This is a genomic window from Butyrivibrio sp. VCD2006, from assembly GCF_000423925.1.
Taxonomy (GTDB): Bacteria; Bacillota; Clostridia; order Lachnospirales; family Lachnospiraceae; genus Butyrivibrio.
The window spans coordinates 97,271-119,025 of sequence record NZ_AUIX01000003.1 but is presented as its reverse complement, the minus strand read 5'-3'; the positions used below and the strand labels follow the sequence as shown (position 1 = coordinate 119,025).

Below are 21,755 nucleotides of genomic sequence, written 5' to 3'. Positions count from 1 at the left end.
TTTATGACTGTAACGGATATAGTAGCGTTAGATAATAAGCGATCTAAAGTATTTATAGATGGTGAATTCGCATTTATCCTGTACAGGGGAGAGATTAGAGGTTATGGTTTGCATACAGGCGAAGAGATTTCTTCGCCTGTTTTTAATGAAATAACCCAAACGGTAATTCCAAAGAGAGCTAAACTTAGAGCAATGAATCTTTTGCAGAAGCGAGATTATACTGAACGCAAGCTTAGAGATAAGTTAAGAGAAGGGATGTATACGGAAGAGGTAATAGACGATGCAATTTCTTATCTTAAATCATATAAGTATATCGATGACGAACGATTTGCAAGAGATTATATAGCATATCAGATGAATCTTAGAAGCAGAAACAGGATAAAACATGATCTGATTCAAAAAGGTGTTTCATCGGATATTATTGAAAGACTCTTAAGTGAAGCCTATACCGAGGAAGACAATGATCCTGAACTGGCACTGTGTGTAAGTCTTCTAAAGAAGAAGCACTACGATCCTGATTCAATAACATTTGAAGAGAAACAAAAACTGATGGCTTTTTTGTATCGAAAAGGCTTTAGTAATGACGTTATCGGCAAAGCGTTATCTCTTGACACAAGCACCATCTAAGTTTAAACTTAATATGTTGTTATATTGTATGAAATAATGCATTTTTAATTCGTTTTATACAAAATATCGTACAATGAAAATTGAATAAGGAGGTGCTCCTGTATGCTTACAATTATACTTGTAGCAGTAGCAGCAACTCTTGTCATTTCAGTACTGGTAACCGCATTGATCATGACCTTCCGTCAAAAGAAAATTGACGCGGAGAATGAGAGTAAGATCGGAACCGCAGAGGAAAGGGCAAGAAAAATCATCGACGATGCTGTAAGAGCTGCCGATGAATCGAAGCGCGAAAAACTCCTGGAAGTAAAAGAAGAATCACTTAAGGCTAGAAATGAGCTTGAAAAAGAAGTGAGGGATAGGAGAGCAGAGGTTCAACGTTCAGAACGTAGAGTTCAGCAGAAAGAAGAAAATGTCGAGAAAAGATCAGAAGCAATTGAGAAGAAAGAGGCCAGTTTAAATGCACGTGAAGATGCATTGAACAAGAAAACGCAAGAGGTTGCAAAGCTGGATGAGCAGAGAAGACAGGAACTTGAGAAAATCTCAGGCTTAACCTCCGAGCAGGCAAAAGAGTATCTTTTAAAAATTGTTGAAGATGACGTAAAACATGAATCCGCAGTCATGATTAAGAACATGGAAGCGGAGGCAAAGGAAGAAGCAGACAAGCGTGCTAAGGAAATCGTAGTTAATGCGATTCAGAGATGTGCCGCTGATCATGTTTCCGAAACAACTATTTCAGTTGTTCAGCTTCCCAATGATGAGATGAAGGGACGCATTATCGGTCGTGAGGGTAGAAATATCAGAACTCTCGAGACAATGACAGGTGTAGATCTTATTATTGACGATACACCTGAGGCAGTTGTTATCTCAGGATTTGATCCTATCAGAAGAGAAGTTGCAAGAATTGCTCTTGAGAAACTTATTGTAGATGGAAGAATCCATCCTGCAAGAATTGAAGAGATGGTTGAGAAGGCACAGAAGGAAGTTGCCAACAAGATTAAAGAAGAGGGTGAGAATGCCGCACTTGAAGCAGGTGTTCACGGACTTCATCCTGAAATTATCAAACTTCTTGGTCGTATGCGTTTCCGTACAAGTTATGGTCAGAACGCACTTAAGCATTCAGTTGAAGTATCACAGCTTTGTGGACTTATGGCTTCAGAATTGGAGCTTGATGTACGTATAGCTAAGAGAGCAGGTCTTCTTCATGATATCGGTAAGGCTGTTGATCATGAAATGGAAGGCTCACATATTTCACTTGGTGTTGATATTTGTAAGAAGTATAAAGAGTCTGCAACCGTCATCAATGCAGTTGAGGCACATCATGGTGATGTTGAGCCTCAGTCACTCATAGCAGTATTGGTTCAGGCCGCTGATACAATTTCAGCTGCTAGACCCGGAGCTAGAAGAGAGACACTGGAAACTTATACCAGCAGATTAAAAGAACTCGAGGAGATCACAGGAAGCTTTAAGGGCGTTGATCACTCATTTGCTATTCAGGCCGGAAGAGAAGTCAGAGTAATGGTTGTTCCCGAGCAGATAAGCGACTCCGATATGGTATTAATGGCAAGAGATATTGCTAAGAAGATTGAGAACGAGATGGAATATCCCGGACAGATCAAGGTTAATATTATTCGTGAGAGCAGAGCAACTGATTACGCGAAGTAATTACGCTGTAACTACAGAAGAGACAGATATATACCCTCATTATTGGATAACAGTAATGAGGGTATTTTCATGCCGTAAACACTTATATTTCTTTAAGTTTCTGTTTGATGATGCTAACAGTTTATAATATACTATTACTCAGAATATTTCAGATTTAAGGAGGTTATCATGCAGGAATCCGGTGAAGACTATATCGAAACAATATATCTCTTAAAGAAGAAAAATGGATATGTTAGATCAATAGATGTTGCTAATGAACTTGGGTTTTCAAGACCCAGTGTCTCAAGAGCAGTTGGAATATTAAAGGAAAACGGTTATATAACAGTAGCTGATGATGGTGAGCTTGAGCTTACGGAAGATGGCTTAAAGAAGGCTAAAAGTGTCTATGACAGACATACAAATCTTACCAAGTTCCTTATGCTTACAGCTAAGGTCAGCCCTGAAATTGCTGAAAACGATGCTTGCAGAATCGAGCATATTATTAGTCCTGAGACCTTTAAAGGAATAAAGAAATTTATAAAAGAGCATAAAGATGAGCTTTGATATTAACTTTGAAAATAGAATTAGAGCATTACTTTTAGAAGATTATCCTGATTTTGAGAAAGCTATTTCGGGAGAGAAGATATCTGCGTTAAGAATTAACCCATTTAAAGTAACGGGCTTAAAAAATGAGGTTTTGGATGACCTAAAAAACGCTGATATCAGAATAACTAACGAGGTCGATTGGGAAAAGAATGCCAGGGTATATTCCGATGGAGCTCCCGGAAAGCACCCCTTTCATGAGGCCGGATTATATTATATTCAGGAGCCCAGTGCTATGGCGCCGGTGCATTATCTTGATCCAAAGCCTGGTGAGAAGATACTTGATCTTTGCGCAGCTCCTGGTGGCAAGAGTACACAGATTGCTTGCAGAATGAATGGAGAAGGTATTCTTGTTACTAATGAGATAGATAAAAAGAGAGCACAGATTCTTTCGCTGAATATTGAACGACTTGGAATAAGAAATGCACTTGTTACTAATATGAGACCTGAAAAACTCTCGGAGATTTTCGAGGGATATTTTGACAAGATACTTGTGGATGCACCTTGTTCCGGTGAGGGTATGTTCAGGAAAAATGATGAGGCGATTGATAACTGGAGCCTTGAAAATGTTGCTTTATGCGCAAAAAGGCAAAAGGACATTCTGATAGAAGCTGTGAAAATGCTTGCTCCGGGTGGGCGGCTTGTTTATTCGACCTGTACCTTTGCACCTGAAGAGGATGAACTTCAGGTACATAATTTGATATCGATGGGGCTAAAGCCATTAGATATACAGCTCTTTGATGGCATGGAACGTGGAAAGGCCAGATACCTTGAAAGTATATTAAATGATGGTGCACTTAGTGCAATTAGTCATCCTCAAGATGAAAATAATTCCTTGGAAAACATTGATAAAGATTTACTTGATTCAAGTCTTTCAAAATGCTCAGTCAGATTATGGCCTCATAGAATAAGCGGCGAAGGCCATTTTCTTGCTGCATTTGAAAAGGCTGGCGATATCACTTTAAATAAAGGACTCTATGGGATTAATGGTAAGCTTAAAACTGTAAATAGTGATGACATTAAGTCATTTATCGAGTTTGCCAATGAATTTCTTGTAGATGTATCTTTTGCTGAGGAAACTGCGAAAAGATCTGATGATTCTAAAGGTGATAAAAAGAATAAGTCCGGTAAAAAAGGCCAAAGAGGAGCCAAGTCTTTAGTAAGAATTGAGGGAGTATTTAGTGGTACTCCGTTTATGTTTGGCGAACAGCTTTATCTTGCGCCAGAAGGTATGCCGGGAATAAATGGCCTTTCTGTAATGCGTCCCGGACTTCATCTTGGAACAATTAAGAACGGCAGATTTGAGCCTTCACATGCTCTTGCTCTTACACTTTCTAAAGAGAACGTAAAGCTTACATACGAACTTTCCGAAAAGTCCATGCAGTTTATAGGTGGTATGAGCTTTAGGGAAGCGGACATGCAAAACGGATGGTATCTTGTTACAACAGCGGGATATAGCCTTGGATGGGCTAAATATGCAGGGGGCATTTTTAAAAATCATTATCCGAAAGGACTTAGAATTTATACATGATTAAGCTACTTAAATATATAAAGAAATACACTTTGGAAGCGGCCATGGGACCGCTTTTCAAATTGTTAGAGGCAAGCTTTGAACTGATTGTTCCGCTTGTGGTTGCTGCGATAATCGATAATGGAATCAGAAACAGTGACAAACCGTACATCATCAGGATGAGTCTTGTTCTGATAATGCTGGCAGTTGTTGGATATATTTGCTCTGTCACAGCTCAGTATTTTGCTGCTAAGGCCTCTGCATACTTTGCAGCTTCGATAAAGAAGGTTCTTTTCAAGAATATACAGGGACTATCATATGAACAGATAGATACTCTTGGAACAACTACGCTTATAACAAGAATGACCAGCGACATTAACCAGATACAATCAGGTGTCAATCTTACATTAAGATTGCTCCTAAGATCACCCTTTGTAGTATTTGGTGCTATGGTCATGGCATTTACGATCGACTTTCAGCAGGCACTTATTTTTCTTATAACCATTCTGGTTCTTTCTGTTGTTGTATTTGGAATCATGCTTTGGGGAATACCAAGATATAAGATGGTGCAGGAACTCCTTGATAAAGTCCTTGGACGTACAAGGGAGAATCTCTCCGGAGTAAGAGTGATTAGAGCTTTTGGACTTGAGAATGAAGAGGCGACAGTTTTCAAGGAGAAAAACGAGAAGCTTACAAAGCTCCAGGAATACGTTGGAAGAATTTCTGCTTTAATGAACCCGATAACCTATGTTGTTCTTAATTTTGCAATAATAATCCTCTTAAAGCAGGGCGCGGATAAGGTGTATGTCGGGGCTCTCTCAACAGGCGCAGTTGTGGCTCTTTATAACTATATGTCACAGATTCTTGTTGAGCTTGTTAAGCTTGCCAATCTAATTATAAACATCACAAGATCATTTGCATGCGGAAACAGAGTTCAGCTTATGCTTGAGAAAAAAGGCTCCATGGAAGATGGCAGCTTGGATGCAAAGAGCATTGTGATTTCCGATGGTGAGCCGGTTATTTCTTTTGAGAATGTATGCGCCAGATACACGGGGGACAGTGAGGATTCTCTTTCAGGTGTTTCGTTTACGGCTATGAAAGGTGAATCAATCGGCGTTATCGGTGGAACCGGTTCCGGAAAAACAACGCTTATAAATCTCATCCCAAGATTTTATGATGCATCTGAGGGAACTGTCAGATTCAAGGGCAGGGACGTAAGAGAGCTTAGTGTTAAATCACTTAGGGAAATAATAGGAATTGTCCCTCAGAAAGCAGTCCTCTTTAAGGGAACGGTCAGAGATAACCTTCTCTGGGGTAACCAAAATGCCAGTGATGAGGAAATGTGGGATGCGCTAAATGCGGCTCAGGCATCAGAAGTAGTCAAAGAAAAGAAGGGAGGCCTTCTGGCTGAAATAACACAGGGAGGAAGAAATCTTTCCGGAGGTCAGAAGCAGCGCCTGACAATAGCAAGAGCACTTGTGAAAAAGCCGGAGGTACTTATTCTCGATGACAGTTCATCTGCTCTTGATAATATGACAGATAAAAATCTTAGAAATGCTATAGCAAAGCTTCCTTATAAACCGGTTACGTTTATTGTTTCCCAGAGAGCAGCATCCATAAGATTCTGCGACAAGATAATTGTTCTAGATGATGGTCACGTAGACGGCATCGGCACCCATGAAGAACTCCTTAAGAACAGTGAGACCTATAGAGAAATCTATGAGTCTCAGTTTGGAAAGGAGGCTGCAAATGCGTGAACTTAAAAGAGTCCTGAAATATGCAGCCGCATATAGAGTTTTGATTTTCTTTTCCATACTATTTGCTGTTGTATCGGCTATACTAGCACTTTACGCACCAATCATTGCAGGACAGGTAGTGGATTGCATAATAGGAAAAGGTGACGTTGATTTTGACCTTGTAAGACAGCTTCTTATCAGAATGGGGATAGTTGTTATTGTATCTGCACTATGCCAGTGGTTTATGTACGGCGTAAACAACAAGATTACTTTCGGTGTTGTAAGAGACGTGAGAAATGATGCTTTTGATAAGCTGCAGATACTTCCGTTTGAGTATCTTGATTCCCATCCACAGGGTGAAGTGGTAAGTAGGATAATTGCTGATGTGGACCAGTTTGCTGATGGACTACTAATGGGATTTACCCAGCTCTTTACCGGAGTTGTGACAATACTTGGTACACTTGCCTTTATGTTTTACCTTCAGTGGCAGATTGCGTTTGTTGTAGTTGTACTTACACCTGTTTCACTGCTTGTTGCAAGATTTATCGCCACAAGATCATATAAGCTTTTTGGCGAACAATCAAAGGCACGAGCTGAGCAGACTGCCCTTATTGACGAAATGATAGGTAGCCTTAAGGTTGTCAAAGCATTTGGGCATGAAGCGGAAAATGAGACAGTTTTCAATGAAATTAACGACAGACTTGCTGCAACAAGCCTTAAGGCAACGTTTATATCTTCGCTTACAAATCCAAGCACAAGAGTAGTTAACAACATTGTTTATGCTTTTGTTGCACTATTTGGTGCTTTCGTGTGTGTCGGATCTTTAATGAGCGTTGGTGAACTTACAATTTTCCTGAGCTATGCGACTCAGTATACAAAGCCCTTCAACGAGATTTCCGGAGTTGTTACAGAGCTTCAAAATGCGCTTGCATGTGCTAAGAGAGTTTTTGATCTCATTGATGAAACACCTGAAATCTCAGATACCAATGCACCTGAAAAACTTGAAGATGTAAAAGGAAATATTGAGATAGATGATGTCTTCTTTTCTTATGACAAGGAAAAAGAGCTTATAAAAAATCTTACCTTGTCCGTTAAAGAGGGACAGAGAGTTGCAATAGTCGGTCCTACAGGAAGCGGTAAGACGACAATCATAAATCTGCTCATGCGTTTCTATGATGTCGATAAGGGAAGCATAATAGTTGAGAATAAAAATATCAGAGACTTAAAGAGGGAAAACCTTAGAGAGAACTATGGTATGGTGCTCCAGGAGACATGGCTTCGCACAGGGACTATAAGAGATAATATAACTCTCGGAAGAGCAGGCTACTCTGATGAAGAGGTGATTGAAGCAGCGAAGAAATCACATGCTCATAGCTTTATTAAAAGGCTTCCTAATGGCTATGATACTGTAATCGGAGAAGATGGCGGACTTTTATCACAAGGACAAAAGCAGCTTTTATGTATTACAAGAATTATGCTTAATGTTCCGCCTATGCTGATTCTTGATGAGGCAACGAGCTCTATCGATACCAGAACTGAGATGAGAATTCAGCGTGCTTTTCAGAAGATGATGATTGGAAGAACAAGCTTTATTGTAGCTCACAGACTTTCGACTATCAGGGAAGCTGACAGAATTCTGGTCATGAAGGATGGCCGCATAATAGAACAGGGAGATCACAACTCGCTTCTTGAAAAAGGAGGATTCTATTCAGAGCTTTACAGAAGCCAGTTTGAGCAATAATTCTGTGTTTTCTCATTATCTGATTTATGTTATAATAACAAAGTTCTGTTTGTAAAAACGGAACTTATTGCATCGCTTACCGGAAAAACGGTATCACGATGTATCAGGGGGAACGGCTGTGCTTTGCACAGAAATAAAAGAAAAGGGGAAATATGATATGAAAAAAGTTTTAAAAAGACTCACGGGGATAGTGCTGTCTGCAGCTATTGCTTTAGGTGCATTTACTGTAAATACATATGAGGTTAGAGCAGCTGAAGTAATAAATGGTAATCAGGAATACAGAATTAAGATTTCCGATGGTAAAGCGCAGTCATTCACATTTTCGACACCTAGCGATGCTATGACAATCGTAGAGACTGCGGTTGAAGGTAGGGATCAATATTCACCACTTAAGGCTGTGCTTACAGTAGACTATCGCAATTACTATTCGGACTCCATATATCCGGGAGATGGAAAGCGTTATTCGGCATGGTTTGTCTTTAAACCCGGACAGACTGCTACGCTGACTTATTCGCCTTTCTTCAATGATGAAGAGCTTGATGTTGTCTTTAAGGTTTACTTCAAAGACCCGGGAAATCTTGAGAAGGAAAGCAATAATTACGCTTCAAATGCAACGAAGATTAAGTTAAATAAAACATATAACGGAGCTGTTTGCGATACGGATTCCGATGTTGACTGGTACGTATTTAAAGCACCAAGTACCGGAAAATATAAATTTTCGGCAGTTAATACGCAGACCTCAGGCTACTCATTTGCAAAGGTAGAAGGATTTAAGTCAAAGACAAAGAAAGATGACAGATTTGAAGCAACGCTGTCGGCAGGTTCGGGCTGGGCAAAATCCAAGACAATCAAGCTTAAAAAAGGAAAGAAATACTATATTAAGTTTAGTAATGCATCTTATGGTGACAACATTCCTGTTCAGCTTCGTGTAAAAAAAGTAAAATAATTTTATAAAATGAGTTAAAATAAAAGGGCAGTATTTACTGTCCTTTTGTTTTATGATAAATTACATATTCCTATAAATGGTATCACTTACAATTTTCAGGAGATATTTATGAAGAAGAGACCGGTATACGTAATCGGACACAAAAACCCAGATACAGATTCAATATGTGCGGCCATTTGCTATGCAAATCTCAAGAATAAGATCGCGGGAGAGGACAAATACGAAGCAAGACGCTGCGGACACTTGAATGAGGAGACACAGTTCGTTCTAGGCAGATTTGGAATTCAGTCTCCGATTTATACTAAGGATGTCAGAACTCAGGTCTGTGATATGGAGATACGTGATCTCCATGCGGAAGATGATCATATTTCCCTTAAACGCGCATGGGAGAGAATGAAGGAAGAGAACGTAGTTACTCTTTGCGTGACTGAAAATGGCAAGCTTACAGGTCTTATTACGACCAATGACATAATGGAAACATGCATGGAGGTTCATGATGCTACAATACTTTCTGAAACCAAGACCTATTATGGCAACATTGTTGATACTCTTGATGGCAATATGCTTGTGGGAGATATGTCTGAACAGATAACAACGGGTAAGGTCCTTATCGCTACAGCATCTCCTGAAATTATGGAAGAGGTAATAGATCCCGGAGATATAGTAATCTGTGGAAACAGATACGAGACACAGCTTGTTGCTATTGAGAATGAAGCGGCTTGTATTGTTGTGTGTATTGATGCTAAGGTTACCAATACTATTAAGAAACTGGCCGAAGAGAGAGGCTGCAGAATTATAACAACGCCTTATGATACCTTCACGGTTGCAAGACTTATAAATGAAAGTGCGCCGGTTGGTTCCATCATGAAAAGAGAAAAGCTTGTTTCTTTTCATATGAATGATTTTATCGAAGATATTCAGCAGACTATGGCACAGGTAAGGCACAGATATTTTCCGGTACTCGATGAGAATGATAATTATGTGGGCATGATTTCACGCCGTAACTTATTGGGGGCAAGAAAAAAGCAGCTGGTGCTTGTTGATCACAATGAGAAGAGCCAGACTGTAGATGGTGCGGATAGTGCGGAAATTCTCGAGATTATAGACCACCACAGACTTGGTACATCGATAGAAACTGCTAATCCGGTATTTTTCAGAAATCAGCCTCTTGGCTCGTCATGCACGATTATCTATTCCATGTACAAGGAATCAGGCATAGAGGTGGACAAGACAATGGCTTCACTTATGTTGTCTGCAATAATTTCTGATACTCTTATGTACAGATCGCCTACATGCACTGAGATAGACAAGCAGGCGGGAAATGAACTGGCTGCCATTGCAGAGATAGATGTTGAGGAATTCGCAAGAGAGATGTTCCGTGCAGGCTCTAACATGGGTAGCAAGACACCAAGCCAGATTGTTCATCAGGACTTTAAAAAGTTCACTGTTGAGGATAAGACAATCGGTATCGGACAGGTTAATTCCATGAGCGCAGAGGAACTCGCCGAGATAAAGGACAGAGTACTTCCGGAGCTTAAGAATATTATGCAAAGTGATGGACTTGATATGATCTTCTTTATGATGACGAATATTATCAGTGAATCATCAATTGTGGCTTTTGAAGGAAATAAGGCTGAAAGTATAATAGATGCCGGATTCCATGTTGTTGCAGGAAGTGATAATATTGCTCTGCTTAAAGGTGTGGTTTCAAGGAAAAAGCAGCTTCTTCCTACTATTGTTGAAGCTCTTCGGCAATAATAAAATCAGTTATCACTATGTAAATGTCAACAATTCCAAAATGTGTTATAATACCCTCAGTAACATTTTTTCGTTATTGAGGGTTATTTAATGAAAAATTTCTTTATGAGGGATAAAGTAAGGTTCATTGCTATCGCTCTGATAGCCTTTCTTTTCGTGAGTTTTTCGGCGCAAAATCCAATTATTTCATCAGCAGAAGAAAATCTGGAAAATGAACAGTATCTTCCTACAACAGATGCAGTTTATTTTGTGAATCCTTTGTATGCGGGACTGGTTTCGGTAAACGATCTTTATCATGCCGGTGAGCTCAAGGTTACAGAGAAGGCTGTACTTAATGCGGAGAATAAGGTCAGCACTGTTGGTGAGGCTGCTGCTGTAATTAGAGAAAAGCTTAAGAATAAGGACAAGAATGTCTATGTTTATTTTGAACTTCCCGGGACAAACTATGATGCTGCGACAATGGTATCGATGGAAAGCAGTGCTTTTAATATGGCAATGCAGCATACCGGTAAGGGAGATGAGGGCGATTATCTGAAATGGGGCTATAGCGGCATGGGAATGCAGATAGCCTATAACAAAAAAGATGGTAAAACCAGTGGAACATTCACCTTTTATATGACCTACTATACGACTGCTGCTCAGGAACAGTCTGTAAATGCAAAGGTAAAACAGATTTCAAATAGTCTTTCTCTTGCTTCAAAGGGAGAATATGATAAAATCCTTGCTGTTTACAATTATGTTTGCGATAACGTCAGGTATGATAATAGCTCACAGACTATTAAGTATACCTGCTATTCAGCGGCTATCAACAATAGTGCTGTATGCCAGGGATACTCACTACTGGTGTACAGACTTCTTAACGATGCCGGTGTGGATTGCAGATTTGTTGCGGGGAATACCAGTACCGGAGGCCATGGATGGAATATCGTGCGAGTAGGTAGCTATTACTATAACATTGATGCGACATGGGATGCGGGAAAAGATGAAGAAAAGTATTCTTACTTTATGAAGAGCGATAAGGATTTTGATGACCATACAAGATGGTCTCAGTACTTGGATACGTCATTTACATCTGCTCATCCTATGAGTCAGGCCAGTTATAATACCGGAACAGTCGGCTCCTTCATTTCAGTTAAGTCTCTTGAAATAAGTAAGGATAAACTCACTATTAAGGCGGGATCCACAAGCCAACTAAAGGCCACGGTTAAGCCTGCAAAATTTGAGTCAAATCTTACATGGAAGAGCAGTGATAAGGAGATAGCTTCTGTAGATTCATCCGGAAAAGTCAAAGGTGTTTCTGCCGGAACCTGTACGGTTACGGTTTCTGCGCCGGATGGAAAGAAGGAAACCTGCTATGTAACTGTCACAGGCGGAGATACAAGTGTAAAATCAATTAAGCTTAATAAGAAAAAGCTTAAGATAAAAAAAGGAAAGAAATTCACTCTCGTTGCCACAATAACGCCAACGGGTGCTAAGGATACTGTGCTCGTATGGAAGAGCAGTAATAAAAAGGTTGCCAAGATTACCAACAAAGGCGTTGTTAAAGCCAAGGGTAAAGGGAAATGCACAATTACTGTGTCCACAAAGGATGGCAAAAAGAAAGCAACCTGCAAGGTTACTGTAAAATAGAGTCGTATGCTTTTATGAAAAGAAATAAGTACAGCAAAAATGGACATTATATAATGTCCATTTTTACATCTTATGGAATAGGGTTTAACTATCTTGATTAACTGACAAAAAACTTGTCAGCAATTGTCTCCATATAAATCTCGCGCTGTTCTTCAGGTACGTCATATTCATCCATTGCCTTGGAAACAGACCAATGATTAAGACCTATGGAACGAAGCATATGTCTGATAAGCATATAATCAATTTTATTATCGCTCTGCAGATCAATATCAAATTCTTGTGCTAAAACAGCTGACATAAGAACCCCCATATAAACTCAATAATAGTATTCATACATGTTGTTGATAGTATTTCTCCTCAACTACTATATATTGTATTACATAATGAAATTAATTCAATAGATTTCTTTCGAAAAAATGAAGATTATTTTTATGTTTTTTTAACCGTTTATAGATAGTCCAAAACTTGTTAATAATATCGTATTTTGATAAAATAGTTATCGGAAAAATGTCGTTCTGTATTATATGTGAGGCTGATATGCAAAAGACATATATAGTGGAGAGAGACGGGTATCACATTTCTGGGGAACTATATTTACCGGACGATGCCAAGGGAAGGTATCCCATTGTAATAATGGCTCATGGGTTCGGTGGCAGTCGGGAAGGAACAAGACCTTATGCGGAATTACTGGTAAGGGAAGGTATCGGCTGTTACATATTTGATTTTTGTGGCGGGGGACTATTATCAAAAAGTGATGGAAAGATGACTGATATGTCTGTTCTTACTGAGAGTGATGACATTCAGGCTGTAATCGAAAACATCAGGAAAGCTCCGTTTGCGGACAGGAAGAATATTTTTTTGATGGGCGAAAGTCAGGGAGGCGTTGCCTCTACTATAGCTGCTTCAAAGGCTCCGAAAGAAATAAGAGCAATGGTACTTCTGTATCCTGCGTATGTTCTTTTTGATGATGCTAAAAACAAATATCCCCATAAGGATATGATTGAAGATATTTCCATGGTATTTGGTCTTCCGGTTGGCAGAAAATATTATGAAGACGCTTTTTCACTTGATATTAGCGATTGCATGAAGAAATATGACAGAAATGTGCTTATTCTTCATGGCAATATAGACCAGGTTGTTCCTATGTCATACAGCCTTGATGCAAGAAAGAAATTTCCGGCGGCGAAAATTATTCAGATAACAGATGCAGGGCATGTTTTTTATGGAAAAGAGGTTGTTAAAGCCGGCAAGGAAATGATATCATTTATACAAGAAAACATGGATTAACCATGCATAAGGGGGATTATTATGGCTGGTTTATTTGATAAAACTTTGCAGGATATTGATATCGATGATCTGAAAAAAAGCGCAGAGAAGGTTCTTGCTTTTACGGGGACTAAGGCAAAGGATGCATATGGATATGCTTGTGAGCGCTTTGATGATCTTGATAATGATAAAAAGAACATGATTATCATTGGATTATCAGTATTTATTGGGGTTATTGTGATAGCAGGCGTATTTTATCTTTTGGGTAAAAAAGCCGGCAGGAAAGAATGCACCTTTGAATATGAGGAATGGGACGGTTGATTGCTCATTTTTAAAACAAACAGAAAATTATTTTGTGTTTAATTCATAATATATTTTATTGGTGCTTGAATATCCAATTTTGATATGTTAACATAGGTGAGTCGCAGCTTGCTGAGAGGTATTAATTGCTTCGCAACACCGCTCGCGCATTAGGATTTCGCAATAGAGATCCATTCTTATGACAGGCCGGTGTGTCGGAATGGCAGACGATGCAGACTCAAAATCTGTTGTCCTCACGGGCGTGTGGGTTCAAGTCCCACCACCGGCACGATTATTATGGCGTTCAGGTATTAACCTGAGCGCCTTTCTCAATTAATTCCATTTTTTATTGTACAATTGCACAAAATAGGGAAACGAGATTTGAGCATTTCGTTTCTTGTAAGTATTGGCACAGAATGTTACTATAAATTGACGGAAACGTGTATGTTGCGCTACGTTTCCTGGATTAGCAGAGGATCGAAAATGAGAAAAAAACTCTATTTAAACAATGAGTGGAAATTTAAGAATGAATTCAGTGAAGAGATGATAAAGCCTGATTATCAGGATACAGCTCTTTTAAACGTAAGGCTTCCGCATACTGTTGCGGAAACAGCTTTTAACTATTTTGATGATTCTGTTTATCAGATGGTGAGCTGCTATCGTAAGACCTTTAGAGCAGACCACATCTGGAAGGAAAAAAGAGTGGCACTTCATTTCGAGGGTGCAGCTCATGAAGCGACGATCTATTTTAACGGAGAATTACTCGGTAAGCACTCCTGCGGATATACAGCATTTGAGTTTGATATCTCAGATAAGATCAAATATGATTCGCCAAACACCATTGTTGTAAGGCTTGATAGCAGAGAAAATCTCAATGTGCCGCCCTTTGGATTTGTTGTGGATTACATGACTTACGGCGGAATTTACAGAGATGTTTATCTGGAGGTATCTGATAAGACTTATGTTAAGGATGCTTTTGTTTATACAGAGGTTCCGGAGGTGTTTGCTGCGGATTTAAGTGAGGACGAGGTTGTTCCAAGAGCGATAGGTTCCTTCCTTCATGCGAGAATCAAGTTAGATGGATCTCTGGAAGGGTGCACTGTCACAGAATCACTTAGACGTGCTTCCGGAGTAGTTCCGGATACTGTCAAGGACGAATATATAAATGAATCCGAGCTGAACAGGGTTGCTGCGGAGAAGAGAATGAAGCTTGATTATCATACCCTTCCTGTAGTCCTCTGGGATATCAAGAATCCTGCACAATATGAGTTTGTTGTTCGCGTGTACAGATCAGATGTCTTAATTGATGAAAAGGTAGTCAAGTTCGGTTTTAGAAACGCATCCTTTAAGTCTGACGGATTTTTCTTAAATGGAAGAAAGCTAAAGCTAAGAGGACTTAATAGGCATCAGTCATATCCCTATGTTGGCTATGCAATGCCGGCTTCAATGCAAATAGAGGATGCAAGGATAATAAAAGAGGAATTATGTCTTAATGCAGTTAGAACCTCGCATTATCCGCAGTCACAGGATTTTATTGATGCCTGTGACAGGATGGGAATACTTGTCTTTACTGAGATGCCTGGATGGCAGCACATCGGTGATGAGGAATGGAAGAAACAGGCCTTTGAGAATGAAAGAGAGATGATAAAACAGTACAGAAATCATCCTTCCATATTCATTTGGGGTGTCAGGATAAATGAATCAGCCGATGATGATGAGTTTTATGATAAGACAAATCATATTTCTCATGAGCTTGATCCTTCAAGGGCGACAGGCGGTGTCAGAGCAGCTACCAAGATGAATCTTCTCGAGGATGTATACACATTAAACGACTTTTCACATAATGGTAAGACTCCGGGATGTATAAAAAAGAGTAAGGCTACTCCTGATATGAATAAGGCATATATGGTTACGGAATACAACGGACATATGTATCCTACCAAGGCCTTTGACTGTGAAGACACAAGGGTTGAGCATGCCATAAGACATATCAGAGTCATGGATGCAATCGCCGGTGAGAATGATATAGCAGGCGGCATTGGCTGGTGTATGTTTGACTACAACACACACAAAGACTTTGGATCGGGAGATAGGATCTGCTATCACGGCGTAATGGATATGTTCAGAAATCCCAAGCTTGCAGCAATGAGTTATGCGATGCAGGGAGATGATAAGACTGTTCTTGAGCTGTCATCATCTATGGATATAGGAGAGCATCCCGAATGCATACGTGGTGATATATGGCTATTTACGAATGCTGATTCAGTGAAGATGTATAAAAACGACGTGTTTATTAAGGAGTACTATCCGAAAAACACTCCGTTTAAAAAACTCCATCATGGCCCGATACTCGTAGACGATTTTATCGGGGAAAGCCTTGCGGAAAATGAAAAGTTTTCCAAAGGATTTGCAAAAAGAGTGACAAAAGCACTCAATACTGCAGCCAGATATGGAATGAACAATCTATCTTTATCAGATAAGATTACGGGATTTGAAATGATGGCTTTCCACAGAATGTCGGTTAAAGATATCGTGGATATTTACCAGAAATACATCGGAGATTGGGGCGGAAAGGCAACTTCATTCAAATTTGAAGCAATAAGGAACGGAGAAGTTGCTGCAACAATAATAAAAGAGACTGTAAAAGGAGTAGACCTTGAAATAACAGTCAGTCATACGGAGCTTATGGAGAACAGATCCTATGACGTAGCTGCTGTAAGAATCAGGGTTGTTGACCAGAACGGTAATGTTCTTCCGTTCTTTGCAGAGCCTGCGAAGCTTAAGGCTGAAGGTGCAATTGAAATAATTGGTCCGAGAACTGTTCCTATGAGGGGTGGTATGGCAGGCACTTATGTAAAATCCAAGAGGCACCATGGCTCAACAGGAAAATTGACTATTAACCTAAGAGCCGGTGGTGAAAAAATAAAGAAGGAAATAGATTTTAAGATTAACGAAAGGATAAGTGGTAATGTCTGAAAAATCCAGGGTAATATTTGGAAATGAGATGCCTGAAAGTGTATATAGAAAGGCAATTAAAACAAGAGATAAAAATATTAAGAAGTTCGGAGATGACAGAAACGCCAATTATCCGATCAATATTAAGGAAAATGCTTATATAGGTGAAAGCCTCGGAGTTAAGAATGTTGAAGTTATGCCTGAAGGAAGCGATGTAAAAGGAACACTTCCTTTTGATGAGGAAAAAGGACTTATAGTCGGTAACATCAGAATGGGCTTCGGTCATTACAGAATCAGCATGGCTATGGCTTCCTGTGCAAAGCACCTGGGGTATACACCTTATTGGATGGATCTTAACTCTTATCCCCACACAACCTGTACTAAGGTAATAAGTGCCCAAAATGACCTTTATTCCTTGGGGTCAAGACTTTCAAAGAACCCGATATTTAATAAGCTTGTATGGGAGCCTGTAAACTATGAGGGCTTCAGGGCACTTTCTTATAATGCTGCAGATCAGGCAAATGCAGAGCTTATGGCACCTGTTTATAAAAACGTTCCAAAGGATATACCGGTTATTGCAACTCATGTATGGCCTGCGCAGGCCGCTATCCATGCAGGAATGAAGCATGTTGTGAATGCGGTTCCGGACAACTGGCCGATGGCTCTTCATTTTTCGGAAGGCTCAGTTCATACAATCCAGTGCAGGAATGCATATATGGGATACAGAATTCTTAACGGTATGAACAAAAAAGAAATCTGCAAGCCTATGCCGCAGAAGGATCTGGTTTATACAGGACACTATATCGATCATGAGCTTGTAGCAAATATTGAGAGCGACTGCGCTGCAAGAACTGCCAGAAGAAAAGACAAAAAGCCCATGAGATTCCTTCTTACAATAGGTGGAGCCGGTGCTCAGAAGGAAATCTTCGCAGCTATAATCAAATACCTGCTTCCTAAAATCGGAGCAAAAGAGGCTGCTCTTTATGTAAATGTTGGAGATTACAAACAGGTTTGGGAAGATCTTAAAAATGAGATTCCTGAGATGAAAGAGCATGTTACCGAGCATCTTGGAGACTTTAAGGACACTGAAAAATTTGCTGAGTGTGCGCTTGATCTTTCAAATGATATAAGCGGAATTCATGGATTTTGGCATGAAAATATTTTTGAGGCAGTTTATTGCACAAATCTTCTTATGAGAAGCTGTGATGTACTTGTTACCAAGCCAAGTGAACTGGCATTTTATCCTGTTCCCAAGCTATTTATCAAGAGAGTTGGAAAGCATGAAATGTGGGGCGCAATACATTCAGCTGAGGTGGGAGACGGCACTCTTGAGTGCAGAGACATACCTCATACGGTTCAGATGCTGGATCAGTTCCTTACAACACCGCTTCTTGATGAGATGTGTGAGAACATTATAGAGAATAAAAAGGCAGGGCTTTACGATGGAGCATACAAAGTAGTAGAACTTGCCATGGGAATGAAAAAGGGAGAGTAATGTGATATGAGTGAAAATAATAAATTATCAGGAGCAGCAAAGGTATCATATGGCCTTGGGGCTGTAGGAAAAGATATGGTTTACATGCTTTCTGCTTCATACGTTTTATATTATTTCCAGGATATTCTTGGAGTAAGTGCTGCAGCAATGGGCGTAATCCTTATGGTGGCCCGTGTATTTGATGCATTTAACGATCCTATAATGGGCGCTATTGTCGGAAAGACCAAAACAAGATGGGGGAAATTCAGACCATGGCTGCTTATAGGAACCATCACTAATGCAATTGTTCTGTATTTGATGTTTACAGCGCCGCCCACATTAAGCGGAAGCGGCCTTGTGACCTATGCTGCGGTTACATATATTCTCTGGGGCGTTACTTATACCATGATGGATATCCCCTATTGGTCAATGATTCCTGCATTTACAGAAGGTGGTAAGGAGAGAGAAGGTCTCACAACTCTTGCCCGTTCCTGTGCAGGAGTGGGTTCAGCAATCATTACTATAGTTACAGTAATGTCTGTTGCAGCTCTTGGAAGAGTATTTGGTCCACAGTTGGTATCAGATAGAGAGATTGAAAGAGTTGGATTTTCATATTTTTCAGCAATAATCGCTGTTTTGTTTGTGATTTTCACTGTTATCTGCTGCATTAACGTAAAAGAAAAATCTACAGTTGATATGAAAACAGCATCAGTCGGAGAAATGTTCAGAGCGCTAATACAGAATGATCAGGCAATGGCTGTCGTTGTGGCAATAGTAATCGTAAACTGCTCGATTTATATTACATCAAATCTTGTTATTTATTTCTTTAAATACGATTTCGGTGGAATTAAATGGAGAGATGCATATACTCTGTTTTCTACCTTTGGTGGCGGAATACAGATACTTGCAATGATGATACTTTATCCGCTGCTTAGAAAATTCTTCACTTCCATAAAGATTTATTTTATCAGCATGGGAATGGCTATAGCAGGATATATTTCACTTTTGATACTTGCATCTACATCAATGGATAATGTTTATATTCTGTTTATACCTGCATTTTTCATTTTTTCAGCAAATGGAATGCTCTCTGTAATTACAACAGTATTTCTTGCTAATACTGTAGATTATGGCGAACTTAAGAATAATAGACGTGATGAGTCGGTTATTTTTTCAATGCAGACCTTTGTTGTAAAGCTTGCATCAGGTATATCAGCGTTTATAGCAGCGCTTGCACTTCAGGTACTTTCACTTAGTAATGATACAGCAGCTGATGCTGCTTCAATCAACTATGCAGCCGGAGTAAGTAATATGCAGAAGATGGGGCTTCGAATGACTATGACAGCTATTCCGGTTGTTGGAATAATTTTTGCGATTTTCTGGTTTAAGAAGAGATATGTCTTAACTGATGAAAAGATAGAGGAAATTACTGCTGAAATTGCCAGCAGAAAATGATTTAATGTATTGGGCGTTTGTTAGGGAAAACGAACGCGGGAGGGTATTACAAATGAATAAGAAGCAGATAACTAATGGGTTACTATGGATTTTTGCCATTGGACAGTTCGGATGGAGCCTGCTGTCCGGTGTGGTTTCAAACTGGATGGTTTACTATTATACAGGTAGCCCCAGCGCGACAAATCCTAACACAGGTATTTTTGCTACGGGTATAACACAGGTCCCGATTCTTTTTAAACTTACACTTTTTGGTTTGGTTCTTGCAGTTGGAAGAATCTTTGATGCGATTACAGATCCGCTTATCGCCGGATGGTCAGATGGAAGTAACTACAGGGGAGGAAGGAGAATTCCTTTCATGAGAACGGTTGCAATTCCTTTTGCGATTGCAACTATCGGTCTCTTTGTACTTCCTCAGACAGGAAGTGTTGTTGTGAATGATGTTGTGCTTTTTGCACTTCTTATGGTTTTCTATCTGTTCATGACAATATTCTGCACACCATACAATGCACTTATTGCAGAGCTCGGTGATACACAGGAACATAGAATAAATGTATCAACATACATTTCATTTACTTTTATTGTTGGACAGAGTATATCCTTCATGCTTCCCAATGTTGCTTCAATGCTTGAAGGTGTTGCAGGTCAGGCAGGTTCTGTAAGACTTGCTGTTGCAATAATGGCAACAATAGCATGCATCGCAATGCTCATTCCTTCTTTCTATATAAAGGAAAGAGATTATATCGATAGTAAGCCCAGTCAGACAAAGGCATTTAGCTCACTGCTTAAAACATTCTCTAACGGACAGTTCAGAAGATTCGTTTACAGTGATGTGATTTATTTCTTTGCACTTACTCTTTTCCAGACAGGTCTTGCGTTTTATGAGACACAGCTCATGGAGATTGAGGATACATGGACCTTTGCACTTACTGCTACAATGACATTTATCAGCGTACTTCTGTACCCTGTGGTTAATAAGCTTGCGCCTAAGGTTGGTAAGAAGAGACTGATTGTGACAGGTTTCTTTGCTTATTCCTTCGTATTCCTTATCACATCCCTTTGCGGTAAGGGCCTTGCATGGGGCTTTATTATTGCGATTACTGCAGCAATTCCCATGGCTATTCTTGGTATTCTTCCTCAGGCATGTGTTGCAGATGTTGCTGAGTGGAACAGACTTGAGACAGGTGAGGACAGAAGCGGAATGTTCTTTGCAGCAAGAACCTTTGCATTCAAGATGGGTCAGGCAATTGCAATGGTTGTGTTCACATCCGTAACCGTTGCAAAGACAGCAGCATCATACCGCATGACAGCTGTCATCGCCACAGTAACCTGCCTTGTCGGAGCAACACTATTCCTCATGTACAATGAAAAAATGATCCTTGGCAAGATCGACGAACTAAAAAAAACCAAAAAAGCAGCTTAACAAATAATATTTAACCAAAACAAAAGACCCAATGAATAAAACAATTCATTGGGCCTTTTTATTTCTACCTTGACCTTGCACTAACCAATACTCCACACCAAAATATCATTCCCACAGCGTGGCCTATATGAACATCCAGCTGATATAAAAAAATCTGATTCTCAGACCGATTTTGCGTAAGCAATCAGAGGTCTGAGAATCAGATATTTACAATATCAGCGTCACTTTTATAAATCCCCCACGCTTGGCCCAATGACATTGTAAAGTGGACAGTTTTGGTGTATGCTATATATTGTTTAGTAGTATGCTTTGCGATATTATGTTCATACAAGATATTGGGGTTAGCGATACTATGGATTGTAAGGAATTTCAGAGAATGATACCGGACTTTTTAGGTGATGAGCTGGATAACTATTCTCTTGAATCATTTTTAAATCATATAGACTCTTGCAAGAGCTGCAAAGAAGAGCTTACGATACAGTTTTTGATTGAAACAGGTATTCAGAGACTTGAGGATGGTAGTACCTTTAATTTATCAAACGAACTACAATCCACTATGAATGATGCCTGGACAAGACTCAGGCTCAGAAAGCGGCTTTTGAAGACTGCATATTTTTTGCAGGTTATGGTCGTTCTTGAAATTATAGCTGCAATAGCACTTTCAATAGCACTTAGATAAAAGTTTAACCGGGGA

At 39.7% G+C, this 21,755-nt stretch carries 17 protein-coding genes and 1 tRNA gene; 17 read left to right on the top strand and 1 reads right to left on the bottom strand.

The genetic code is table 11. The annotated features are described in order from the left end of the window. The first annotated feature begins 3 nt into the window (after window positions 1-3). The 9 genes from G586_RS0103270 (at window position 4) to G586_RS24575 (ending at window position 12,191) form a co-directional block, all read left to right on the top strand. A complete protein-coding gene (locus tag G586_RS0103270) occupies window positions 4-627 on the top strand; it encodes a RecX family transcriptional regulator (RefSeq protein ID WP_026526559.1) in 624 nt (207 codons plus the stop codon). A 102-nt stretch (window positions 628-729) separates the two neighbouring features. Further along, window positions 730-2,289 (top strand): ribonuclease Y, encoded by a 1,560-nt coding sequence (rny, locus tag G586_RS0103265; protein WP_155834015.1) that lies wholly within the window; start codon window positions 730-732, stop codon window positions 2,287-2,289. Window positions 2,290-2,457: 168 nt separating this feature from the next. Continuing rightward, window positions 2,458-2,832 (top strand): metal-dependent transcriptional regulator, encoded by a 375-nt coding sequence (locus G586_RS0103260; protein ID WP_026526557.1) that lies wholly within the window; start codon window positions 2,458-2,460, stop codon window positions 2,830-2,832. Further along, window positions 2,822-4,402 carry an RsmB/NOP family class I SAM-dependent RNA methyltransferase gene (locus G586_RS26875; protein WP_026526556.1) on the top strand — a complete coding sequence of 527 codons (1,581 nt, stop codon included), beginning with the start codon at window positions 2,822-2,824 and terminating at the stop codon, window positions 4,400-4,402. The genes G586_RS0103260 and G586_RS26875 overlap by 11 nt, the downstream gene beginning before the upstream one ends. Further along, window positions 4,399-6,138 (top strand): ABC transporter ATP-binding protein, encoded by a 1,740-nt coding sequence (locus G586_RS0103250; protein WP_026526555.1) that lies wholly within the window; start codon window positions 4,399-4,401, stop codon window positions 6,136-6,138. The genes G586_RS26875 and G586_RS0103250 overlap by 4 nt, the downstream gene beginning before the upstream one ends. After that, a complete protein-coding gene (locus tag G586_RS0103245) occupies window positions 6,131-7,858 on the top strand; it encodes an ABC transporter ATP-binding protein (protein ID WP_035772348.1) in 1,728 nt (575 codons plus the stop codon). Before G586_RS0103250 ends, G586_RS0103245 begins: the two co-directional genes overlap by 8 nt. A gap of 157 nt (window positions 7,859-8,015) precedes the next feature. Beyond that, window positions 8,016-8,804: a hypothetical protein gene (locus G586_RS0103240; RefSeq protein WP_155834014.1), complete on the top strand. Its 789-nt coding sequence runs from the start codon at window positions 8,016-8,018 to the stop codon at window positions 8,802-8,804. A 108-nt stretch (window positions 8,805-8,912) separates the two neighbouring features. Continuing rightward, the gene (locus G586_RS0103235; RefSeq protein ID WP_035772346.1) at window positions 8,913-10,562 is read left to right on the top strand and encodes a putative manganese-dependent inorganic diphosphatase; all 1,650 of its coding nucleotides are present in this window, start codon (window positions 8,913-8,915) and stop codon (window positions 10,560-10,562) included. 90 nt (window positions 10,563-10,652) lie between these two features. Further along, entirely contained in the window at window positions 10,653-12,191 is a 1,539-nt protein-coding gene (locus G586_RS24575; protein WP_051204466.1) for an Ig-like domain-containing protein, read from the top strand. Between the two features lie 97 nt (window positions 12,192-12,288). Here G586_RS24575 and G586_RS0103225 read toward each other — a convergent pair whose 3' ends face one another. Beyond that, the gene (locus G586_RS0103225; RefSeq protein WP_026526551.1) at window positions 12,289-12,489 is read right to left on the bottom strand and encodes a hypothetical protein; all 201 of its coding nucleotides are present in this window, start codon (window positions 12,487-12,489) and stop codon (window positions 12,289-12,291) included. A 239-nt stretch (window positions 12,490-12,728) separates the two neighbouring features. Here G586_RS0103225 and G586_RS0103220 point away from each other — a divergent pair, with 239 nt between their 5' ends. The 8 genes from G586_RS0103220 (at window position 12,729) to G586_RS0103185 (ending at window position 21,740) form a co-directional block, all read left to right on the top strand. Beyond that, window positions 12,729-13,478 (top strand): alpha/beta hydrolase, encoded by a 750-nt coding sequence (locus G586_RS0103220; RefSeq protein WP_051204464.1) that lies wholly within the window; start codon window positions 12,729-12,731, stop codon window positions 13,476-13,478. Between the two features lie 21 nt (window positions 13,479-13,499). After that, window positions 13,500-13,778 (top strand): hypothetical protein, encoded by a 279-nt coding sequence (locus G586_RS0103215; RefSeq protein WP_026526549.1) that lies wholly within the window; start codon window positions 13,500-13,502, stop codon window positions 13,776-13,778. 185 nt (window positions 13,779-13,963) lie between these two features. Then, window positions 13,964-14,046 (top strand) — tRNA-Leu (locus G586_RS0103210). Between the two features lie 194 nt (window positions 14,047-14,240). Further along, window positions 14,241-16,733 carry a glycoside hydrolase family 2 protein gene (locus G586_RS0103205; RefSeq protein WP_026526548.1) on the top strand — a complete coding sequence of 831 codons (2,493 nt, stop codon included), beginning with the start codon at window positions 14,241-14,243 and terminating at the stop codon, window positions 16,731-16,733. Beyond that, window positions 16,726-18,207 (top strand): DUF6937 domain-containing protein, encoded by a 1,482-nt coding sequence (locus G586_RS0103200; RefSeq protein ID WP_026526547.1) that lies wholly within the window; start codon window positions 16,726-16,728, stop codon window positions 18,205-18,207. Before G586_RS0103205 ends, G586_RS0103200 begins: the two co-directional genes overlap by 8 nt. A gap of 6 nt (window positions 18,208-18,213) precedes the next feature. Continuing rightward, entirely contained in the window at window positions 18,214-19,641 is a 1,428-nt protein-coding gene (locus G586_RS0103195; RefSeq protein ID WP_026526546.1) for a glycoside-pentoside-hexuronide (GPH):cation symporter, read from the top strand. A 52-nt stretch (window positions 19,642-19,693) separates the two neighbouring features. Beyond that, complete coding sequence (locus G586_RS0103190) at window positions 19,694-21,061, top strand: MFS transporter (RefSeq protein ID WP_026526545.1); 1,368 nt, start codon at window positions 19,694-19,696, stop codon at window positions 21,059-21,061. A 352-nt stretch (window positions 21,062-21,413) separates the two neighbouring features. Continuing rightward, window positions 21,414-21,740 (top strand): zf-HC2 domain-containing protein, encoded by a 327-nt coding sequence (locus G586_RS0103185; protein ID WP_026526544.1) that lies wholly within the window; start codon window positions 21,414-21,416, stop codon window positions 21,738-21,740. Window positions 21,741-21,755: the final 15 nt, after the last annotated feature.